The following is a 20,603-nucleotide window of genomic DNA, read 5'->3' as shown; positions in this document are numbered from 1 at the left end:
CTATTGCCTCGGAAGATAGATGGATACCAGTGTGCCCTGATCGGGCTCGGAAGTTAAAGTCAGATCCCCGCCATGCGCCAAAACCAGCTGACGCGCCAATGGAAGACCAAGCCCTCCGGGATTGTCTTCGGTCTTCTGTTTGCGAGAGCGGGCAAAACTGTCAAAAGCTTTGGATTGCTGTCCTGCGGTCATCCCCGGACCATCATCAGAAATATGAATGACGGCTTGTTTCACGTTGCCGCTGCCGTTGATCAGTATCCGTCCGTTCTCACCGGTGTAGCGAACGGCGTTGTCAATAATCTGCGAGAGTGCCTGACCGAGGCGTTTTTTATCGGCCAGGGCCGACCCGAGTGTTTCGTCCAATTGAAGTTCGACTTCAATGTTCATCGCATTAAACTCATCGGTGAACTGCCCGGTTGCTTGTTCCACCAGCTTGTTCAGATTGACCTTCTCTTTGGCGATCGGCAAGGCGCCTGCTTCGCTTTGGCTGAGGTCCAGGACATTGTCGATCTGCATGCCCAGACGCTTGACTGACTGGAGGATCGCCCGTGCATATTCATGCCCTTGATCCGTCAAGGGTCCGGCAACATCATTGTCGAGAAGCTCCGCAAATCCTCCGATCGAAGTAAGCGGTGTGCGGAATTCGTAACTCATGTTGGCAAGGAAACTGGCCTTGATCGAATCCGCTTCCACCAGCGCTTCATTTCGTTCGCGCAATGCTTGCTCGATTTTGTTGCTGTCCGAAATATCCAGCATTGTAAAAAGGGCGTTTCCATCAGGCAGGGGGATTGCGGCAAACTGAAATTTTCGCCCGTCCTCAAATGCAATTCGCCCAATTTGTTGAACCCTGTCAGAAGTCGCTGTGCGCACCATTTCACGCACTTCGGAAATACGCGCGGGTTGCCGCAATTGTCCTGCCATTTTCTGCATCAGGGAATCGACCCGCGGATGTTTCGCCAGATCTTCCTCTTCCAGTTGCCAGTTATTCGCGAATTGATGGTTCCAGATGTTGAGTTTTCCATCTGCTGCAAAAACCGCAATCGATTCGAAGAGATTGTCAAAAGTTGCCGTCCGGACACGCAGCAGAATATCTCGCGCACTGGCCAGTTGCGCCTGTTCGGTACGATCTTCAAAAATAACCAGCAGCCCCCGGTCCGGTGTCGGGTTTGCCAACACACGCAGATGGGTACCATCGGCCAGCAGCCAGTTTTCCTCAATCGAGTCCTTGGACTGGAACCAGTGTGTTCTTTCTTCCCGCCATTCGGGGAAGTCGCGCACTTCCGGGATCCGGTTCATCTCTCGCATCCGGTCGAGAACGCGCGGAAATTCCGGTCGTTCGGATATCCATTGTTGCCGCATGGAAAAGATGCGCTGAAAGGGCAGATTGCAGAATTTCAGAGATTTGTCGGCATCGAACTGGACAACACCAGCTGAAATCTTGTCGAGCATGTCGCGTTGGGATTCACTGAATCGCAGCTGTTCTTTTCGGGCATCCTCCAGTTCTTGAATATCGATGGCGTAACCGGCAATCCCGGAAGTGCCAAGCGGAACATCGACGACATGCGTCATTCGTCTCTGGCCGCCAACGGTGGTCGCCACAACCCGCTCATGGGGTTCGCCCCGCTGCATTGCCTCCGCGGCAGCATCTGTCGGACTGATTCCGTCAATTGTTTCGATAAGCTCTATGCCTTCGGCAACAACTTCCGCACCGTCTCTTGCATCAACCGCCGACACATATGCGCTATTTACCAGCGTAAGTTTATATTCCTTGTCCCTGTGCCACATCGGCACCGGTGCGGATTCAATCAGCGCCGACAGCGCATCAAAAGCTGCTCGTGCCGTTTCGTTCTCGATACGGAGAGTTTCAATCTGACCTTCGCTGTCTGTCGCGTCAAAAATCCACAGCAAGGCGCTCCCATTGGGAGCAATTTTCTGATCGGCCAACCCTCCTTTGACAAGCAGCGCCTTGTCTGACCCAGCTACCTTGATGGCCCGAACAAAACTTTTACCTGATTTCTGGGCAAGATTTACGTCTTGAGACAAGGCTTCAAGATCTTCCCGGCTCATCCCGGCATCTGGTGCACTCAATTCGGATATATGGGCCGGCAGGTGATCAATCCCCAGCCAATGCATCAGCCGCTGCGATGCTTCAAGCTTTCCGTCCGATCGCACCAGCAATGGCAAGGCAGGTGATGTCTCGAGAAGCCGCCCCAGCCGGCCAGATTGGCGCATTGTTGCCTGCGCCTTGTTCTTCATCGACAATCCGGTCCAGACCGCCCATGCGGCAGCAGCCAACCAAGCGGCCAGAATTAGTCCCAGAATGACAGCGGTAAGATCGGGCACATTCGTCATTAACCAAAGCGACTAGACTGTAACTTCGCCTGCGAAAAGCCCCTATTCTTTATGGTTTCAAAAACTTGGCCAATATGCGTTATAGAGACAGCTTAAAAAACGGAGCCCTTCCATGCCAATCGACGAAAGCCGGACGTTCAAGCCCATAAATATTGCTCTTCTGACAGTGTCAGACACACGGTCGCTCAAAGAAGATACATCCGGTGATATTCTTGCCGATCGCATTGCAGCCAAAGGCCATCAACTCTCCCACCGCGCGTTGATCCGTGATGAGAAAAGCAAAATAGTCGAACAACTGGATCAATGGATTAATGATCCGCAAGTTGATGCAGTAATCACCACTGGCGGGACAGGTCTTACCGGGCGCGATATCACTCCCGAAGCTCTGGATGCCGTGAAAGAAAAGGATATTCCCGGATTTGGTGAGCTGTTCCGCTGGCTCAGCATGAAGAGCATCGGGACTTCGACTGTTCAGTCCCGCGCTTGCGCGGTTGTTTCACGGGGCACCTATATTTTTGCCCTGCCGGGATCAAACGGCGCCGTCAAGGATGGGTGGGATGGAATATTGGATACGCAACTGGATAGCAGGCACCGACCTTGCAACTTTGTCGAACTGATGCCGCGTTTGCTGGAGAAGTAAACCTCTCAAGCCAAAACAGATTGTTTGTTCTCTTAATGTTCTTCTGATACAAGAGGGGAATGACCGAGCCTTCCCCCTCTCCGTCGCGCCCTGCAACCAAGGGACGCGGCGCCGTTAGTAACGATGACAGCGCCAGATTCAACGTACCGGGCAGAACGCCGGATGGAGATTGGCTCGACGCGCGAGAAGCAATCGATGGAAAGCTTCAAAAGCTTCGAACCGAAGTCACTATCGAGTATCCCAAATCGATTCTGAGTTTTAACAATTCGCCCGACTTGCCGTTCGACCGCTCGATAAATGCTTACAGAGGTTGTGAGCATGGATGCGTCTATTGTTATGCCCGCCCTACCCACGCCTATCATGATCTTTCCCCCGGACAGGATTTTGAGACGCAATTGTTTGCCAAACCAGATGCGGCCATGTTGTTGAGGAGAACACTGGCAAAACCTAAATATCGGCCCGCACCGATAGCAATCGGAACCAATACGGATCCGTATCAGCCCGTCGAAAAACGCTATCTCATCACGCGATCAATACTGGAAGTCATGCTGGAGACCAGTCATCCCATTGGCATCACAACCAAGTCTGACAGAATATTGGATGATATCGACTTTTTGGCCGAGCTCGCCAGTCAACAACTGGTCGCTGTCGCATTGTCAATCACAACCCTGGACAAGAGAATCGCGCGATCACTGGAACCACGCGCGCCGTCTCCTTTCAAACGATTGGCTGCCGTCAAAATGTTGAGCGATGCCGGCATTTATGTCCATGTGAACATCGCCCCGGTCATTCCCGGTCTGACCGATCACGAAATTGAGGCTATTGCAGCGGCCACTGCCCGGAACGGAGCGACAAGCATCTCGACCATACCACTACGATTGCCACATGAAGTGGCGCCCCTGTTCGAAGAGTGGCTGGATGCACATTTTGCCGACCGGAAAGCAAAGGTGATGAACATTGTCGCTTCAATGCGCAATGGCAGGAAAAACGACCCGAATTTCCATAGCCGCATGAAAGGGTCAGGACCTTGGGCCGCATTGCTTCACAAACGTACTGCGTTGGCTGCGCGCAAAAACGGGCTCTCAAAAGGCAAATTCAAACTGCGAACAGACCTTTTCATCAGGCCCGTCATGCCAGGCAGTCAAATGGAACTATTCTAGCCTAAGCATCCGCCAGACTAGCTAGTTTATAATCCTTGTATTCCAGGCGGAGCTCGCGTTTCAAGATCTTGCCGGTTGCCGTATGCGGTAGTTCGTCGATGAATTTGACTTCATCGGGCAACCACCATTTTGCTACCTTGTCTGTCAGATAGGCTATCACGTCATCCTGAGTGACTTCAGCATTTGGTTTTTTCACAATAAGAAGCATGGGCCGTTCATCCCATTTCGGATGATAAACTCCTACGGCCGCCGCTTCTGCAACTCCCGGGCAGCCTACCGCCGCATTCTCCAGTTCGATCGAACTGATCCATTCGCCTCCAGATTTGATCACGTCCTTTGCGCGATCGGTAATCTGCATCGTGCCATCGGGATGGAGCACTGCAACATCTCCGGTATCGAACCACAAATCATCTTCCACGGCATCTTCATCGGCGCGATAGTAGCGCTGGATTATCCATGGCCCGCGGATCTCCAGAGTCCCGCTGGATTCGCCGTCGCGGGGCAATATATTGCCCTCGTCATCGACAACCCGCAATTCCACTCCAAATGGCGGACGTCCCTGCTTACAGATCACATCAACTTGCGCATCGAAATCCAGTTCATCCCAATTGGCGGGAAGAGAACCGGCGGTTCCGATCGGAGATGTTTCAGTCATTCCCCATGCATGGGCCACGCGCATGCCATTCTTCATGAAACGCTCGATCATCGACCGCGGACAGGCAGAGCCACCTATTGTAATGACTTGCAGATCGCCATAATCGCCGCCATTCTCGTCCATGTCCGCAAACATGGATAGCCAGACAGTTGGTACACCAGCGCTGTGCGTCACGCCCTCTTCGCGGATCAGTTTCCAAAGGACAGGCGCTTCATTGCTCGCTGAAAAGACCATTTTTGCGCCCACAGCTGCACAGGCGAAGGGCAATCCCCAGGCGTTGGCGTGAAACATGGGGACCACCGGTAGCATAACCGACCGCGTCGCAAGATTCATGATGTCGGGCTGAACCTCGGTTATGGCATGAATCACGTTGGAACGATGTTCGTACAACACCCCTTTCGGATTGCCGGTTGTGCCGCTGGTGTAACAAAGCCCGCAAGGGTCGTTTTCATCCACATCCACCCAGTCAAACTTTCCATCTTCGGCATCGACCAGTTCACGGAAGGTTGGATAGTTTCCTTTTTCTCCGTCAAACTGAATATAATGTTCAACCGTCTTCAATTGAGGCTTCAACATTTCGATAATCGGGGTGAACATCTTGTCAAACAGCAGCACGCGGTCTTCTGCATGATTGATGATGTAGACAAGCTGTTCTTCAAACAGGCGTGGATTCACGGTGTGCAAAATGCCGCCTATGCCGGCGGAACCATACCAGCTGATCAGATGATGGGCATGGTTCATTGCAATCGTCGCGATCCGGTCACCTTTGGTTATTCCCAATCGTTTCAAAGCCTGTGCAAATTTCCGCGCCTCCAGACCTATTCCAGCCCAGTCTGTCCGGCCGATTGATCCGTCCGCCCAGTAGCTGACAATTTCGCGCGTGCCATGTTCGCGCGCCGCATGATCTATCAAATTGGTGATTTTGAGCGCACTGGCTTGCATTGCACCGGCCATAGGATTCTCCATAAACTTGTTTTTTTGAATGTTTGCCGGATTTTGTTCAGCTTACAAGTCTTAAATTCGCTCTGGTTCTTGTCGTTTGTCTTGAAAGTCCGGCGGGCCCCAATCGGATATTTTCCAGACCCTCGACATGACCCAGCATCTCTTCGACCTTGGCATCGAGATGGAAAGACCTGCCCAGACTCACCGCAATGGCGTTGCCATTGTTTCCCGGTACACGGACGACCAATTCACTTTTACCACCCTCAAACGGCGCCAGCAAATTGGCCAGTTCATGCAAACCGTCCAGATCAACAATATCGAGATCCATTCTCGTGCGCGTGGTTTTTTCAAGAAGATTAAGTGCTTGCACGCGTCGAATGGCCACCCGGGGATCTTCATCTTCCGAACGTTGATCCAGTTCGACATTCAGCAGCCCGCAGCCGCCTTCTTTGGCGAGATCAGCTAACAGTTCACATTGGTCTTCTTCAAAACAACTGGCCGAAAACTGCCCGCTGCTATCGGAGAGATCAGCCAGCAAAAAACGCTTCCCCCTTTTGCTTTCTCGCCAACGTACACCCTCTATCAATGCCGCCATTACTGCAGGTTTACGCTGGCCTTCGGTGATCGGCCCCTCATCGCATAGCGCTGCAAAAGTCAACGCCCCGTGAGAGGATGTCACCGCAGCATATTGCGAAACAGGGTGTGATGCAAAATAGAACCCGAAAGCATCGCGTTCCCGGACCATGATATCATTCAGGTTCCAGCTATCAGTCTCGGGCAATCGGATTGCCTGCATATCCCCGGCACCACCGTCACCAAACAGCCCTCCCTGCCCGCTGGTTCGGGATTCTGCGGCACTGTTCGCAACCGATAATATCATGTCCGCACCACCGTGCACTATGGCTCGATCAGGTTCCATATCGTCAAACGCTCCGGCTGCGGCTAGGCTTTCTATCTGGCGTTTGTTCATGCCCGCCGGATCTATGCGATTGGCAAAATCATCAATCGATTGGAAAATTCCATTTTCCGATCGCTCTGCAACCAGACCTTGCATGGCCTTTTCACCAACATTCTTGAGGCCGGCCAGCGCATATCGAACGGCGAGCAAAGAGCCTTCCTGCTCTTCCACAGCAAAATACGGCCGGCTCCGGTTGATTGAAGGTGGAAGAATAGTTACCTCCAGTCGCTTCATGTCATCGACAAATATACTGAGCTTTTCGCTCTGGTGCATATCAAAACACATCGAGGCCGCATAGAATTCATGGGGATAGTGCGCTTTGAGCCAGGCGGTCTGATAGGCGAGCAATGCATAAGCAGCTGCGTGGCTTTTATTGAAGCCATATCCAGCAAATTTATCAATCAGATCAAATAATTCATTGGCTTGCTGAGGACCGACATCATTGGCGGCTGCCCCCTCCACAAACCGGGTGCGCTGTGCATCCATCTCCGCCTGAATCTTTTTGCCCATTGCCCGACGCAACAGATCCGCTTCACCTAGGGAGTATCCGGCGATCACCTGAGCGGCCTGCATCACCTGCTCCTGGTAGACAATGATTCCATAGGTTTCCTTGAGAATATCCTCGAGAAGCGGGTGGGGATAAGCAATTTCTGCCCGTCCGTTCTTGCGGTCCCCAAACAGCGGGATATTGTCCATCGGCCCCGGTCGATACAAGGAAACGAGTGCGATAATGTCGCCAAAGTTTGTCGGTTTAACTGCCGCCAGAGTGCGCCGCATACCTTCCGACTCAAGCTGAAAAACCCCAACAGTGTCGCCGCGCTGAAGTAACTCGAACACTTTGGGATCATCCCAATCCAGAGTCTCGAGATCGACTTCGATGTCGCGTTCTGCCAGTAATTCTATGGCCTTTTTCAGAACAGACAGGGTTTTGAGTCCGAGAAAGTCGAACTTCACAAGCCCTGCTTGCTCAACAAACTTCATGTCAAATTGCGTGACCGGAAGATCAGATCGCGGATCACGGTAAAGCGGCACCAGCTCGTCCAGCGGCCGATCGCCGATTACCACGCCGGCGGCATGGGTGGAACTATGTCGCGGCAGCCCTTCAAGCTTCATCGCAAGATCAAACAGACGCTTTACATCTGCCTGTTTGTAATCTTGTGCCAACTCGGAAATGCCATTCAATGCACGTTGCAAATCCCAGGGATCTGTCGGATGGTTGGGGACAAGTTTTGTGAGCCGGTCAACCTGACCATATGGCATCTGCAGCACGCGCCCCACGTCCCGCAAAACCGCGCGAGCCTTGAGTTTTCCGAACGTAATTATCTGGGCAACCTGGCCTTTTCCGTATTTGTCCTGAACATACCGGATCACTTCACCACGACGGGTTTCACAAAAATCGATATCAAAATCCGGCATGGAAACACGTTCCGGGTTCAAAAAGCGTTCGAACAGCAGGCCGAGTTTGATCGGATCGAGATCGGTAATAGTAAGCGACCAGGCGACAACTGAACCAGCCCCTGATCCACGGCCCGGACCCACTGGAATGTCCTGATCCTTGGCCCATTTAATGAAATCTGCAACAATCAGAAAATAACCCGGAAATCCCATGTTGATAATCACGTCCAACTCGAAATCCAGTCGGTCAAAATAGGCTTTTCTTTCGTCGTCATCGAGGATTTCGGCATGCTTCAGTCTTGCCTCGAGACCGGCGATTGCATCGGTTCGCAGTTGCGCGGCTTCACCAGACAAGTCACCGGCCAGACTGGGTAAAATGGGGTCGCGGCGTGGCGGTGAAAATGCGCATCGCCGCGCGATTGTGACCGTATTTTCGAGCGCCTCTGGAATGTCAGCAAAAAGCTCCTCCATGACGAGGGCACTTTTCATCCAGAGATGGGGCGAAGGCTTGTCCCGATCATCATTCTCGACATAGGCAGATCCGGCAATACAAGTCATTGCATCATGTGCTTCATGAAATCCGGGGTCTGCGAAACAGCTTGGATTGGTTGCGACCATCGGGATGTCCCTATCCAAAGCAAGACGTATAAGGCCCGCCTCCGCGGCCATTTCAACCGGGTCTTCTCGGCGCGAAAGTTCGATGTAGAGACGGTCAGGAAAGTAATCCTGCAAGATGGAAAGATAGCTTTCGGCCTCCGATTGCTGTTCTTCGGCAACCAGACGGGCCACGGCGCCTTCTCCTCCAGCAGTCAGCGCGAGTAACCCTGCATTATGGGTCTCCAGCATTTCCAGGGGAATATGTGCATCCAGCTCAACAGGTCGCTCGAGATGAGAGGCAGAGACCAGCCGGCAGAGATTCTGATAACCCTGCTCGTTTTGTGCAAAGAGAGCGAGCCAATCCAGCACAGGCTTGTCACTTCCGGATTGATTTGGCCGCGACACGCGCAGCATACAGCCGGTTATCGGCTGCACGCCATTGGCACGACAGCCATCATCAAATGCCATGGATGCGAACAACCCGATTCTGTCGGTCAGCGCTACTGCCGGAAACTCCCGCTCCTTTGCAATCGCGCCAATAGCTTTTGGCTCCATCGCGCCATCAAGGATCGTGTAGGCTGAAAAAGCGCGTAGATGGACGAACGGAATCTGTGACATAGGCCCAGCCTAAGACGAACTCTGGAATATTGCCAATTTATTGAGCGACGATCGAGAACTATCGACCAGTTTTCCACAGCAAGTTTGGTAATTTGCTAAAGTAGTGCTTCAATTTCGCTTTTTAACTGCTCGGGCTTCACCGCCGGTCCATGCCGCGCCACGACATTTCCATCCCGGTCGACCAGAAATTTTGTGAAATTCCATTTGATCCGGGAGCCCAGCAGGCCTGATTTCTCTGACTTCAGAAATTTCCAAAGTGGATCCGCATCGCCGCCATTTACATCAATCTTCGCCATGAGAGGGAAGCTGACGTCATAGTTGAGGCTACAGAAATTCTTGATCTCTTCTGCATCGCCTGGCTCCTGATTGCCGAACTGATTGCATGGAAACGCCAGTATCTCGAGGCCCTTGCCTGCATATTCCTGATGCAATTTTTCCAGTCCTTCATATTGCGGCGTGAATCCGCATTTTGAAGCTGTGTTCACGATCAACAGAACCTTGCCCTTGTATTTGGCAAGATCGATATCCGATCCATCGGCCTGCTTCACTTCAAACTCTGTAATTTGCATCAATGCGCCCCATTTTTTGCAATTAATTTGCTTTCTCTGGTAACCAGATCGATATTCACCAGCCAAAAGTCAAAGACAATCTGACTTGCGCGTTGAAAACGCTAAGCTAAAACTCCATCATGCAGGCGAACCACGCGGTCCATTTTTGCGGCCAAACGCTCATTGTGCGTCGCAATCAACGCCGCGCTGCCTTCGTCCCGGACAAGCGCCATCAACTCCATCAGAACAATATCTGCAGTCGCTTCATCGAGATTGCCGGTAGGTTCATCAGCGAGAACGAGCTTTGGAGCATTGGCCAACGCCCGCGCCACTGCAACGCGCTGCTGCTCACCGCCAGACAATTTGCTTGGCTTGTGATCAAGACGCTTTTCCAGTCCCAGACTCGATAGCAATATATCGGCGCGCTCATCGGCCTGTTCTTGCGATACTCCGGCAATGAGTTGCGGCATCACCACATTCTCCTTGGCGCTAAAATCCGGAAGCAGATGATGGAATTGATACACAAAACCCAGTAACTCCCGCCTAATCCTTGTGTGGCCATTCGCGGACATCTGTGCCGTTTCTTCACCGGCGAGTTTGATCGACCCTTCGAAGCCACCTTCCAGTAATCCAACTGCCTGAAGCAGTGTAGACTTTCCCGACCCCGAAGGACCCAGCAGCGCCACAATTTCGTTCGGCCGGATGTCCAGGTCAACGCCTTTCAGAACGTCGATTTGAACATCTCCTTGCGAAAAACTGCGTCTGACATCGCGCAATTTAACTACTTTGTCGTTGCTGTTCTCACTCATAGCGAAGCACCTGCACTGGATCGGTACTCGCCGCCTTATAGGCCGGATAGAGCGTTGCCAGAAAACTGAACAGCAGAGCCAGCATAGCGATCCCGAAAACTTCCATCGGATCTGTTTTTGCCGGCAACTCTGTCAGAAACCGGATCGAGGGATCCCACAAATTCTGGCCGGTGATCATCTGCACAAAATTGATCACGCTCTGACGAAAATATATCGCGATCAGTCCGAGGACGATTCCTGCCGCAATGCCGAGCGTGCCGATCGTCGTTCCGACAACAACAAAAATTCTCGTCAGCGAACTTCGCGTTGCACCCATCGTGCGTAAAATTGCGATATCTCTGGTTTTTGCTCGTACCAGCATGATCAGGGAAGAGAGAATATTGAACACCGCCACCAATATGATGATGGACAGAATCACAAACATCACCACACGTTCGACTTGCAACGTTTCAAACAATGATGCGTTCATCGATTGCCAGTCCGTTACGACCCCGCGATCCGCTACTTTCGGAAGCAATGGGCTCAAAATTTCACCAACATTGTCTGCATCTACCGTCTTGATTTCTATCATGCCTATCTGATCGCCGAGCAGGAGCAACGTCTGCGCATCCTCCATGGGCATGATGACAAAAGCCTTGTCATAATCATAGACACCCACTTCAAATATCGCTGCCACTTCGTAGGATATCTCTCTCGGAACAGTACCGAAGGGTGTGGAACGCCCTTGCGGGTTTATGACTGTTATCCTGCTACCGACCTGTGCTCCCAAAGTGGTTGCCAGCCTGCTGCCAATTCCGACCCGCCCTGCACCTGGCTCAAGAGCGCCGAGATCTCCGGCAATCGTCTTTCCGTCGAGCGTATCGTTGTCGATGATATCCGGTACAAGCATTCCGCGAACCAGAACCGCCTCAACCCGGCCGTTAAATGTGGTCAATAAAGGCTGTTCAATCAGCGGGGATGCCGAAACCACACCCTCCGTGTTTCGCGTATCTTCCAGCAAATCGCGCCAATCAGGCAAGCGCCCGCCATAGCCCTGCACAACAGCGTGACCGTTCAACCCGACAATTTTATCAAAAAGCTCTGCACGAAACCCGTTCATCACGCTCATGACAACGATCAGGGCAGCTACGCCCAGCATCACGGCCACCAGACTGATACTCGCAACCAGAAATATGAACCCCTCGCCTTTTCCGGGCAAAAGGTAGCGTTTCGCGATAACCCATTCATATCGGGAAAGGAGCATGTTGGTGTGTTCTTCCTCAGGAAATCTTATGTGGCTTTAGGGTCGCAAAGCGATACAAACAAGTATGTAACTGGTTAAAATGCTGTTGCTGATATGACACAAGCCTGAACGAATATTTCAAATATATGAAAATTCGCATGACAAGACGAACAATCATGACCAAACACGTCGAGAATCAAATGCCGTCAAAAGGTCATGGTTCAGGGATCCTTTCTGGTTCCACTGCATGTTGGGGGACAAGCAGAAGCGAATAGGAAAGGAAAACAGGGGGACGATTTTTCGTCACCATTACCGCCCGGGATCAGTAATGATTCCGGGCGTTTTTGTTGTCACGCTGCCTGCATTCCCGTCGGTCTTGAAATTTTTGAACTTAATCATATCTTGGTTGGGCGACACGCCATTTGGGTGTCGTGAATTGTCCCGGATGCCGATTATCGGATCCATCACTTTAATTGCTCAACATGAGGATAAAGATATGAACCGTTTTGATTTTACCCCCTATCGCCGCTCAACCGTAGGCTTTGACCGGCTTTTCGATCTTCTTGAGAATAATGCCCGCGCGCAGCAATCTGAAAACTACCCGCCGTTCAACATCGAACGCAGCGGTGAAGATCACTATCGGATTACGCTTGCCGTCGCTGGATTCAAGGATGCCGAAATTGAGATAACCGCCCAGCAAAATTTGCTGCTGGTTGCCGGCAACAAGAACGTCGAAGATGGCGAAGCGAAGCAATTCCTTCACATGGGGATAGCCAACCGCAATTTCGAACGCCGTTTTGAACTTGCTGATTTTGTCCGCGTCGACAACGCGGCACTGGCAGATGGCTTGCTTGTCATCGACCTGGTACGAGAAATTCCTGATGCCATGAAGCCGCAAAAAATCGCGATTAACCAGGAAAGCAACGTCACAAAAATCGTCGACAAGCGCGCTGAATCCGAAGGCAAAGCGGCTTAGGCACCGCCAAAATTATCTGGAAAAGGCAGCCGTTTACTCAGGTTGCCTTTTTTGAGGATCATGCAAAAAAATGGGGCAGCCAGATGAGGATCTGACTGCCCCTGACACCCGCTTGGTGTCACTCTTGACGAAATTAGCCCGGGTCGCAAATGGCCAACTTCAATCAAGAATCCGCATTGGCAATGTTGGAAAGTGTCGCGTGATTCAAAATCCGCACTTTCCCGCTTTCAACCGATACAATGCCGTCTTCCGACCAGGCTGAAAGTTGCCGATTAATATGTTCCCGCGACATTCCGGCAAAGTTGCCGAGTTCGCTCTGACTCAAATCCAGTTTAAGGCGCCCCTCTTCCGCACCAACCACTGAAAGCCTCAGGAGATACCGCGCCAATCTAGGACCAGACGTGTAGGCACGATCTCCCTCGATCATGGTATTGGCAGTTCTTATGCGTGTCGCCATGACCTTAAGTAACCGTAATGCCATATTTTTGTGCTTTTTCAAAATTTCTTCAAAAGCTGCTCGCGTGATGGTCAAAGCGGTTGTTGGTTCAATTGCGGTTACGCTGGCGGTTCTTTCTCCCCCGTCTAAAAGCGCAATTTCACCCAGAACCTGGCCGGGTTCGGCATAATCCAGTACGATTTCATGGCCATTGCTGGCGATCATGCTGGTACGCGCATTGCCTGATAGCAATATCAGTAGCGAGTTACCCGGATCTCCCTGCATGATCATTTCATCTCCCCGTTCATATTGCACAAAATGTCCGCGCAATATGATATCGGCCAATTCCGCTTCATCACAATCGGCGAACAAGCTGTGCTCCGCCAATATGTTCGCAAGTTCTTCGGCTTTCACGTTTTCTGCTCCAACCCTGGTTCCTGCAATCAGTAAATAAACGGATAACCATTTCTCACTACTTGAATGTGACAATAGTCACTTCAGGTAAAATAGATTGGACAAATTAGACAAGTCGGCTTTGTTTTACCGCTGCAGCAATAAACGAAGCGAAGAGCGGATGGGGCTCAAATGGCTTGCTTTTGAGTTCAGGGTGATATTGTACGCCGACAAACCAGCTGTGATCGGGGCGCTCAACTGTTTCCGGCAACTCACCGTCCGGAGACATACCGGCGAAGATCAAGCCGGTTTCTTCCAGTTGCTCGACATAGGTCTTGTTGACTTCATAGCGGTGCCGATGACGTTCGCTGATTTCTGACGATCCATATATCTCGCTGATTTTCGACCCCTGTTGCAGGCGCGCATCATACGCGCCCAACCGCATCGTGCCGCCAAGATCGCCGCCCGCTTCACGCTTTTGCAGGCCTTCTTCGGTCATCCACTCTGTAATCAGTCCCACAACGGGATCCTTGGTTTCGCCAAATTCAGTAGTCGAAGCAGCGTCGATCCCGGCCATATTGCGGGCAGCTTCGACACACGCCATCTGCATGCCAAGGCAGATACCGAAAAACGGTACATCATGTTCGCGCGCAAATTTGACGGATCCGATTTTGCCTTCACTGCCACGTTCGCCGAAACCACCCGGCACCAGAATGGCGTGCAAGGGCTCTAACTTGGCCGCAAGCGCCGTGTCATCTTCAAAAAGTTCCGCATCCAGCCATCGCACTTGAACCTTTACCCGATTCGCTAGCCCGCCATGGAAAAGCGCTTCCTGAAGAGATTTATAAGCATCCTGCAAGCCCACATATTTTCCAACCACGCCAACAATGACTTCGCCTTCCGGATTTTCGATGCGCTCCATCACGTCATTCCAGCGCGCCAAATCCGGTTCTGGTGCATCATCTATCCCAAAGGCATGCAAAACCTCGGCATCGAGCCCTTCTTCATGATATTGCAGAGGAACGTTGTAGATACTGCTGGCGTCCAGAGCCGGAATCACAGCTTCTTTGCGAACATTGCAGAACTGTGCAATTTTCGCTCTTTCACCATCCGGCAAATCATGCTCACAGCGACACAGCAGGATATCCGGCTGAATACCCAGCGATGTCAATTCCCTTACGCTATGTTGCGTCGGTTTGGTTTTCAATTCTCCGGCGGCCGCAATATAGGGTACGAGCGTGACGTGCACCGAAATCGCATTTTCGCGGCCCACTTTATTGCGCAATTGCCGAATCGCTTCAATGAACGGCAGACTTTCAATATCGCCGACTGTTCCGCCAATTTCACAAAGAACAAAGTCGATGCCATCGAGCTTGTCTTCGGCAAATTCCTGAATGGCGTCGGTGACATGCGGTATGACCTGCACGGTGGCACCCAGATAGTCTCCTCGACGCTCCTTGGTGATAATCGACTGATAGATTCGCCCAGAGGTCACATTGTCAGATTGCAGTGACGGAACGCCGGTAAACCGTTCATAATGACCCAGATCGAGATCGGTTTCCGCTCCATCGTCAGTCACATAGACTTCACCATGTTGATAGGGCGACATGGTGCCTGGATCGACATTTAAATAGGGATCCAATTTGCGGATTCGAACTGAATATCCACGAGCTTGCAAGAGCGCGCCAAGGCTCGCTGCCATCAGACCTTTGCCTAGTGAGGAGACCACACCGCCGGTAATAAAAATATATCGCGCCATGGGAGGAGAGGCTTAAGACCTATCTCGCCCAAATGACAAGCGTGCGAATCCGAAAAAACAAAATATTTTTGAAATGATTTCCAAAAGCCGCAGATTAGCGTCGGCATTCGAAAATATTTCCCAACCGACTACTGATCGAGAGGAACACCGGCATCGTCGGTAGCAGCATCTTCACCAGATTCGCTCACGCCAGCAGCTGCAGCTGCAAGTGGATCATCTCCGGCGAGAGGAACAGCATCCGCAGGTTGTGCAGGAGCATTTAATGCCCCGTTGTCGCGCTGTAATGTCTGATCAATCGTCGCCGGTTTGCCTTCGGCAGCGGCCAGAACCGCGAGCGCGACAGACAGGCTGACGAAAAGAACCGCGAGAACGGTCGTCGATCGCGTAAGGAGGTCAGCTGCGCCGCGTGCAGACATCATGCCGGATGGCGATCCGCCAACACCCAATCCACCACCCTCGGATTTCTGCATCAAGATCACGCCAACCAGCATGGCGGCGATTATGGCCTGAACAACGGTGAGAAATAGAAACATGGATTTTCCGAACCTGATCAATGAGTGAACTGTTTGTGCAGCGCACATAGCGACTGAGTCTGCGAGATTCAAGAAGGGAAAGCCAGTCACCTGATTAAGGTTATGGTCTCAAATCCTGCAAAATACATCCACGCAATCTGCACAAAGCAAATGCGCAGACCGGCGAGGATATCCCTAAGCTTTTGCAGCAGCTTCGATAATTGGTCCGAATTTCTCGGCAGTCAGACTCGCCCCGCCGACCAGCCCGCCATCAACATTGGGCACAGCGAGCAATTCTGCGGCGTTACTGCCGTTCATTGAGCCGCCATAGAGGATCCGAATGGCATCGCTACCCTGCCCCATCAATTCCGCCAGTTTGTGACGAATGGCAGCGTGCATTTCTTCAACATCCGAGGCTTCTGGCACCCTTCCGGTGCCAATTGCCCAGACCGGTTCATAAGCAATGGTCAGCCAGCTCGCATCTGCACCATCCGGGAATGATCCGGATAGCTGACCACACACAATTGCAATCGCTTTGCCTGCATCACGCTCTTCCTCGGTTTCGCCCACACAGATTATCGCTCCCAGACCGGCAGCATGAACAGCTTCCGCCTTGGCTTTGATTTCTGCATCGGTCTCGTGCTGATCCGCTCGCCGTTCGCTATGGCCCAATATGGAAAAACCAGCACCAGCCTCTTTTATCATCGCAGCTGAAACACATCCGGTGTGAGCGCCTTTGGCATTGAAATGACAATCTTGGGCTCCGATTCCAAAGCCCGGATTGGATTTAGCAGCTTCAGCAATCAGGGTGACAGGAGGACATATCCCGGCATCAACCCCCGGATGCGACGCCGAGGCCGCAGCAATTGCGCTAATATCGGCCAATTCCGAGCGCAGGCCGTTCATTTTCCAGTTCCCAACGATATATTTGCGATTGGCCATTAATTTTTCCCTCTGTGATTGCGGTTTTGATCGCTGCTAACAAATTCTGGACGATGTGCCAATTTGCTTTACCCGAGCCTGCGATGTTGATTGTTTTCCTTTTGCTTGAACCGGTCACGCAAGCGGCCTAAAGCATCACGATATCCGTTTCAGCCAATAGAGTTGCAATATTTCATGATCAGTTTCTTTCGCAGAATTTTTTCTTCCAAAATCGGTCTCTTCCTTACCTTTTGCTTTGTAGGGTTGATCGCAATTGCGTTTGCGACCGCTGATGTTTCGGGATCGGGCGCATTTGGTGGCGTGACCGGCTCTGGCACCGCAGCGCAGGTCGGAAAGACAGAATTGACAACGGCAGAGCTCGGCAGCTCAGTGAACAATGCGTTTCGGAGTGAACAACGAGAAAACACGAGCCTCGACTTGAAGACATATATTGATGGCGGCGGTTTCGACAGTGTGCTGGAACGCATGATCAACAGTTTCGCCATTGCCGATTTTGGAAACCAGCACGGCATTATTGCCGGGAAACGGCTCGTTGATAGCGAGATTGCAGGCATTCAGGCATTCCAGGGTGCCGACGGCCAGTTTAACGAAGAAAATTTCCGCCGCGCACTGCAGCAACAGGGCCTCAATGAGAAACAGTTGCGCGCAGACTTCAGTCGCAACTTGCTTGCAGAACAATTGCTCCCCGTTTCCGGATTCGGAACTGCAGTGCCGCAAAAACTGGTCGTGCCATATACCTCATTGTTATTGGAAGCACGTGAAGGCAAAGTCGCGGTTATCCCGTCGGCGATATTTGTTGATACCAGCAAGCCCGCAGATGCTGCTTTGGCCGCATTTTACAGTGAAAACAGCTCAAATTATACAATTCCCGAGCGCCGAACCGTCAGCTACGCTCTTTTTTCCAAAGATCGGTTCAACGACAAAATCAATCCGACTGCAGAGGAAATTCAGGGATATTATAATCTCAACAAGGCGCGCTATTCAGCGAGCCAGACACGCAATCTGGAACAGGTTGTTCTTCCGACAAAAGAAGCCGCCCAGGCAATGGCGGACAAGATCACTGGGGGCATGACACTTGCTGCTGCCGCACAGTCAGTAGGCCTTTCTGCTGCTGAAGTCGGATCGGTCAGCAAAGTCGATTTTGTGGGAATGGCATCGCAAGCTGTCGCTGATGCAGCATTCCGGACCGATGCCGGGGGACTTTCACCCCCTTCACAAAGCGCACTGGGCTGGCACATCGTAAAGGTGAACAGCGTTGACCAGATCGCGGGCCGTTCGCTTGAGGAAGCCCGAGCGGAGATCGTTGCGGTTCTGAAAGCCGAACAAATAGATGAGGCACTCGCTGAACTTACGGTCAAGATGGAAGACGAATTCGCCGCTGGATCATCACTGGCTGACGTTGCAGCTGCTGAAGAACTGAATATCGAGGCTACACCGAAATTGCTGGCCAATGGACAAAATCCAGATGATCCAGACTTTCGTCCGATAGCTGAAATGCAGCGCATATTGCCGGTTGCGTTTTCGATGGATGAAGATTCCGATCCGCAAGTAATCGAAATTCTTCCCGGGCAACAATATGCGATTCTCCATGTAACCGAAATCAACGCTGCAGCGCCTCCTCCGCTCAAATCCATAGAAGAGCGAGTTGGACGAGACTATATGCTCGATGAAGGTTCCAAAAAGGCCAAAGCCGTTGCAGATACCATCGCAAAGAAAGTTGCGGACGGCATGGCGCTGTCAAAAGCGATGTCAGAGGCAAACGCGCAGTTGCCGGCCGCCGAAACGGTAAGTTCAACGCGCGCAGACCTCGCTCGCCAAAGTCAGCAGGGTCAGGTTCCACCGCCACTCACTTTGATGTTCAGCATGGCGGAAGGCACCGCAAAAACTCTGAGAGCTCCCCAAAACCGGGGTTGGTTCATTGTTCAGTTGGACAAGATAATCCCTGGGGATGCCGCCGCTCGCACCGATCTTCTCGAAGCCACAAAACAGCAATTCAAACAAGTGTTCGGAAATGAATATACCGAGCAGTTTATCAACGCGATGAAAGCGGATATTGGCGTCGAGCGTAATCAAGGCGCAATCTCTGCGCTGAAGAGCCAGCTCTCCGGACGCAATTAACATGCCCAAACAAAGATATCCGGGCGAGTGATGTCTGGCAGCCTCGGAACCAGCACTGCACTCACTTCTCTTGATGCGGGTAAGCCAGCTCTTATCTGGCGAAAGCAAGTGGCAGATACAGAAACACCGGTATCCGCCGCGCTAAAACTCATGTCTCCGGACCGCGGCGACTTCCTCCTCGAATCTGTTGAAGGAGGCGAAACGCGCGGGCGACACAGTCTGATCGGCCTGGCTCCCGACCTCGTGTTCCGTGCCAACGGAACCGATGCGGAAATCAATGCAAACTGGCTTGCAGACAAATCCGCTTTCCGTCCTGAAACATCAAACAGCCTGGATGCCTTGCGGGCTCTTGTTGAACGGTGTCAGATGGATGTCCCTGAGGGACTACCCGGCGCGTTGGCATGTCTGGTCGGCTATTTTGGCTACGAGACAATTGGCCTGGTCGAAAAAATGCCCCGTGCCCCGCAATCCGAACTCGAATTGGCTGACATGCTGTTTGTACGCCCGACTGTTATCGTGATTTTCGACCGACTTGCAGACGAGATGTACCTGGTATCCCCGGTTTGGCCTGAAGGTGAAGTTTCGCCGGAAGAAAAAATAAAACAGGCCGAAGAACGACTGGACGAAACCGAGCGACAAATTGCCAGTTCGATTGACAGCGATTTGTCGGATACGCGGCATGATGTGGATCCGGAAAGTCTTGCCTATCAACACCAGTGCAAACCTGCAGACTATCAGGACATGGTGCTGCGCGCCAAAGACTATATCGAGGCGGGTGATATCTTTCAGGTCGTGCTGGCGCAACGCTTCACAACACCATTTGCCTTGCCACCCATCGAGCTTTACCGCGCCCTTCGGAGGGTTAACCCCTCGCCATTTCTGTTCTTTCTTGATCTTCCGGGATTTTCTCTGATCGGGTCTAGCCCGGAAATACTTGTTCGCGCTCGGGAAGGCGAAGTGACAATAAGACCTATTGCCGGAACAAGGCCGCGTGGAAGCAACGTGACGGAAGACAAGGCAAACCGGGACAGTCTGCTGGCCGACCCAAAAGAACGAGCCGAACATCTTATGCTTCTCGATCTTGGCCGAAATGATATCGGCCGCGTAAGTACCGCCAACAGTGTCGAAGTCACGGACAGCTACAATGTCGAATATTACAGTCACGTGATGCACATCGTTTCAAATGTTGTCGGCAACCTTGCCCCGGACAAGGATGCGATCGATGCCTTGTTCGCCGGTTTTCCGGCCGGAACGGTCAGCGGCGCACCCAAAGTCCGGGCATGTGAAATTATCGCTGAACTCGAGCCTGAAACACGAGGTGCTTACGCCGGCGGCGTCGGATACTTTTCTCCCGATGGCAGCATGGATAGCTGTATTGTTTTGCGCACGGGTATCGTCAAGGACGGAACGCTTCATGTGCAGGCCGGTGCGGGCATCGTTGCTGACAGCGACCCTGCTTACGAACAGGCTGAATGCGAGGCAAAAGCAGGTGCGTTGCTCGCAGCCGCAAGAGAGGCCATAAGACGCGCGCAAGATGTGGGATTTGGCCAGTAAGCCCACCTGCCATCAGG

At 52.1% G+C, this 20,603-nt stretch carries 15 protein-coding genes; 5 read left to right on the top strand and 10 right to left on the bottom strand.

What is annotated here, in order from left to right:
• The gene (locus tag ABJI30_RS12380; RefSeq protein ID WP_348017000.1) at positions 1 to 2,352 is read right to left on the bottom strand and encodes an ATP-binding protein; all 2,352 of its coding nucleotides are present in this window, start codon (positions 2,350 to 2,352) and stop codon (positions 1 to 3) included.
• A 112-nt stretch (positions 2,353 to 2,464) separates the two neighbouring features.
• On the opposite strand from ABJI30_RS12380, the gene moaB reads away from it, so the two are divergent.
• Both moaB and ABJI30_RS12370 read left to right on the top strand, forming a co-directional pair.
• Complete coding sequence (gene moaB / locus ABJI30_RS12375; RefSeq protein WP_348016999.1) at positions 2,465 to 2,992, top strand: molybdenum cofactor biosynthesis protein B; 528 nt, start codon at positions 2,465 to 2,467, stop codon at positions 2,990 to 2,992.
• A 59-nt stretch (positions 2,993 to 3,051) separates the two neighbouring features.
• Positions 3,052 to 4,152, top strand: a complete 1,101-nt coding sequence (locus ABJI30_RS12370; RefSeq protein WP_348016998.1) for a PA0069 family radical SAM protein — start codon at positions 3,052 to 3,054, stop codon at positions 4,150 to 4,152.
• Between the two features lies 1 nt (position 4,153).
• Here the strand turns inward: ABJI30_RS12370 and ABJI30_RS12365 are convergent, their stop codons facing one another.
• The 5 genes from ABJI30_RS12365 to ABJI30_RS12345 form a co-directional block, all read right to left on the bottom strand.
• Positions 4,154 to 5,761: a long-chain fatty acid--CoA ligase gene (locus ABJI30_RS12365; RefSeq protein WP_348016997.1), complete on the bottom strand. Its 1,608-nt coding sequence runs from the start codon at positions 5,759 to 5,761 to the stop codon at positions 4,154 to 4,156.
• Between the two features lie 46 nt (positions 5,762 to 5,807).
• Entirely contained in the window at positions 5,808 to 9,317 is a 3,510-nt protein-coding gene (gene dnaE, locus ABJI30_RS12360) for a DNA polymerase III subunit alpha (RefSeq protein ID WP_348016996.1), read from the bottom strand.
• Positions 9,318 to 9,412: 95 nt separating this feature from the next.
• Complete coding sequence (locus tag ABJI30_RS12355; protein ID WP_348017817.1) at positions 9,413 to 9,886, bottom strand: glutathione peroxidase; 474 nt, start codon at positions 9,884 to 9,886, stop codon at positions 9,413 to 9,415.
• Positions 9,887 to 9,987: 101 nt separating this feature from the next.
• A complete protein-coding gene (locus ABJI30_RS12350) occupies positions 9,988 to 10,674 on the bottom strand; it encodes an ABC transporter ATP-binding protein (protein ID WP_348016995.1) in 687 nt (228 codons plus the stop codon).
• Complete coding sequence (locus ABJI30_RS12345; RefSeq protein WP_348016994.1) at positions 10,667 to 11,917, bottom strand: lipoprotein-releasing ABC transporter permease subunit; 1,251 nt, start codon at positions 11,915 to 11,917, stop codon at positions 10,667 to 10,669. Before ABJI30_RS12345 ends, ABJI30_RS12350 begins: the two co-directional genes overlap by 8 nt.
• A gap of 475 nt (positions 11,918 to 12,392) precedes the next feature.
• On the opposite strand from ABJI30_RS12345, the gene ABJI30_RS12340 reads away from it, so the two are divergent.
• Positions 12,393 to 12,872: an Hsp20 family protein gene (locus tag ABJI30_RS12340; protein WP_348016993.1), complete on the top strand. Its 480-nt coding sequence runs from the start codon at positions 12,393 to 12,395 to the stop codon at positions 12,870 to 12,872.
• A 163-nt stretch (positions 12,873 to 13,035) separates the two neighbouring features.
• Here the strand turns inward: ABJI30_RS12340 and ABJI30_RS12335 are convergent, their stop codons facing one another.
• The 4 genes from ABJI30_RS12335 to tpiA form a co-directional block, all read right to left on the bottom strand.
• Positions 13,036 to 13,722 carry a Crp/Fnr family transcriptional regulator gene (locus ABJI30_RS12335; RefSeq protein WP_348016992.1) on the bottom strand — a complete coding sequence of 229 codons (687 nt, stop codon included), beginning with the start codon at positions 13,720 to 13,722 and terminating at the stop codon, positions 13,036 to 13,038.
• Between the two features lie 106 nt (positions 13,723 to 13,828).
• Positions 13,829 to 15,460, bottom strand: coding sequence for a CTP synthase (locus tag ABJI30_RS12330; RefSeq protein ID WP_348016991.1), 1,632 nt, complete (start codon positions 15,458 to 15,460; stop codon positions 13,829 to 13,831).
• Between the two features lie 128 nt (positions 15,461 to 15,588).
• Positions 15,589 to 15,993: a preprotein translocase subunit SecG gene (secG, locus tag ABJI30_RS12325; RefSeq protein ID WP_348016990.1), complete on the bottom strand. Its 405-nt coding sequence runs from the start codon at positions 15,991 to 15,993 to the stop codon at positions 15,589 to 15,591.
• 174 nt (positions 15,994 to 16,167) lie between these two features.
• Entirely contained in the window at positions 16,168 to 16,914 is a 747-nt protein-coding gene (tpiA, locus tag ABJI30_RS12320) for a triose-phosphate isomerase (RefSeq protein WP_348016989.1), read from the bottom strand.
• 174 nt (positions 16,915 to 17,088) lie between these two features.
• Here tpiA and ABJI30_RS12315 point away from each other — a divergent pair, with 174 nt between their 5' ends.
• Both ABJI30_RS12315 and trpE read left to right on the top strand, forming a co-directional pair.
• Entirely contained in the window at positions 17,089 to 19,032 is a 1,944-nt protein-coding gene (locus ABJI30_RS12315) for a peptidyl-prolyl cis-trans isomerase (protein ID WP_348016988.1), read from the top strand.
• Positions 19,033 to 19,062: 30 nt separating this feature from the next.
• A complete protein-coding gene (gene trpE / locus ABJI30_RS12310; RefSeq protein WP_348016987.1) occupies positions 19,063 to 20,586 on the top strand; it encodes an anthranilate synthase component I in 1,524 nt (507 codons plus the stop codon).
• The last annotated feature ends 17 nt before the right edge of the window (positions 20,587 to 20,603 follow it).

It is taken from the genome of Parasphingorhabdus sp. (genome assembly GCF_039968395.1).
Taxonomy (GTDB): domain Bacteria; phylum Pseudomonadota; class Alphaproteobacteria; order Sphingomonadales; family Sphingomonadaceae; genus Parasphingorhabdus.
The sequence above is the reverse complement of the archived record's forward strand: the minus strand, read 5'-3'. Positions and strand labels throughout refer to the sequence as shown.

Bases quoted from the DNA above. Each gene is read 5' to 3' on its own strand.
- ABJI30_RS12380 (WP_348017000.1), bottom strand. From the start codon at position 2,352: ATGACGAATGTGCCCGATCTTACCGCTGTCATTCTGGGACTAATTCTG.
- moaB (WP_348016999.1), top strand. From the start codon at position 2,465: ATGCCAATCGACGAAAGCCGGACGTTCAAGCCCATAAATATTGCTCTT.
- ABJI30_RS12370 (WP_348016998.1), top strand. From the start codon at position 3,052: ATGACCGAGCCTTCCCCCTCTCCGTCGCGCCCTGCAACCAAGGGACGC.
- ABJI30_RS12365 (WP_348016997.1), bottom strand. From the start codon at position 5,761: ATGGCCGGTGCAATGCAAGCCAGTGCGCTCAAAATCACCAATTTGATA.
- dnaE (WP_348016996.1), bottom strand. From the start codon at position 9,317: ATGTCACAGATTCCGTTCGTCCATCTACGCGCTTTTTCAGCCTACACG.
- ABJI30_RS12355 (WP_348017817.1), bottom strand. From the start codon at position 9,886: ATGCAAATTACAGAGTTTGAAGTGAAGCAGGCCGATGGATCGGATATC.
- ABJI30_RS12350 (WP_348016995.1), bottom strand. From the start codon at position 10,674: ATGAGTGAGAACAGCAACGACAAAGTAGTTAAATTGCGCGATGTCAGA.
- ABJI30_RS12345 (WP_348016994.1), bottom strand. From the start codon at position 11,917: ATGCTCCTTTCCCGATATGAATGGGTTATCGCGAAACGCTACCTTTTG.
- ABJI30_RS12340 (WP_348016993.1), top strand. From the start codon at position 12,393: ATGAACCGTTTTGATTTTACCCCCTATCGCCGCTCAACCGTAGGCTTT.
- ABJI30_RS12330 (WP_348016991.1), bottom strand. From the start codon at position 15,460: ATGGCGCGATATATTTTTATTACCGGCGGTGTGGTCTCCTCACTAGGC.
- secG (WP_348016990.1), bottom strand. From the start codon at position 15,993: ATGTTTCTATTTCTCACCGTTGTTCAGGCCATAATCGCCGCCATGCTG.
- tpiA (WP_348016989.1), bottom strand. From the start codon at position 16,914: ATGGCCAATCGCAAATATATCGTTGGGAACTGGAAAATGAACGGCCTG.
- ABJI30_RS12315 (WP_348016988.1), top strand. From the start codon at position 17,089: ATGATCAGTTTCTTTCGCAGAATTTTTTCTTCCAAAATCGGTCTCTTC.
- trpE (WP_348016987.1), top strand. From the start codon at position 19,063: ATGTCTGGCAGCCTCGGAACCAGCACTGCACTCACTTCTCTTGATGCG.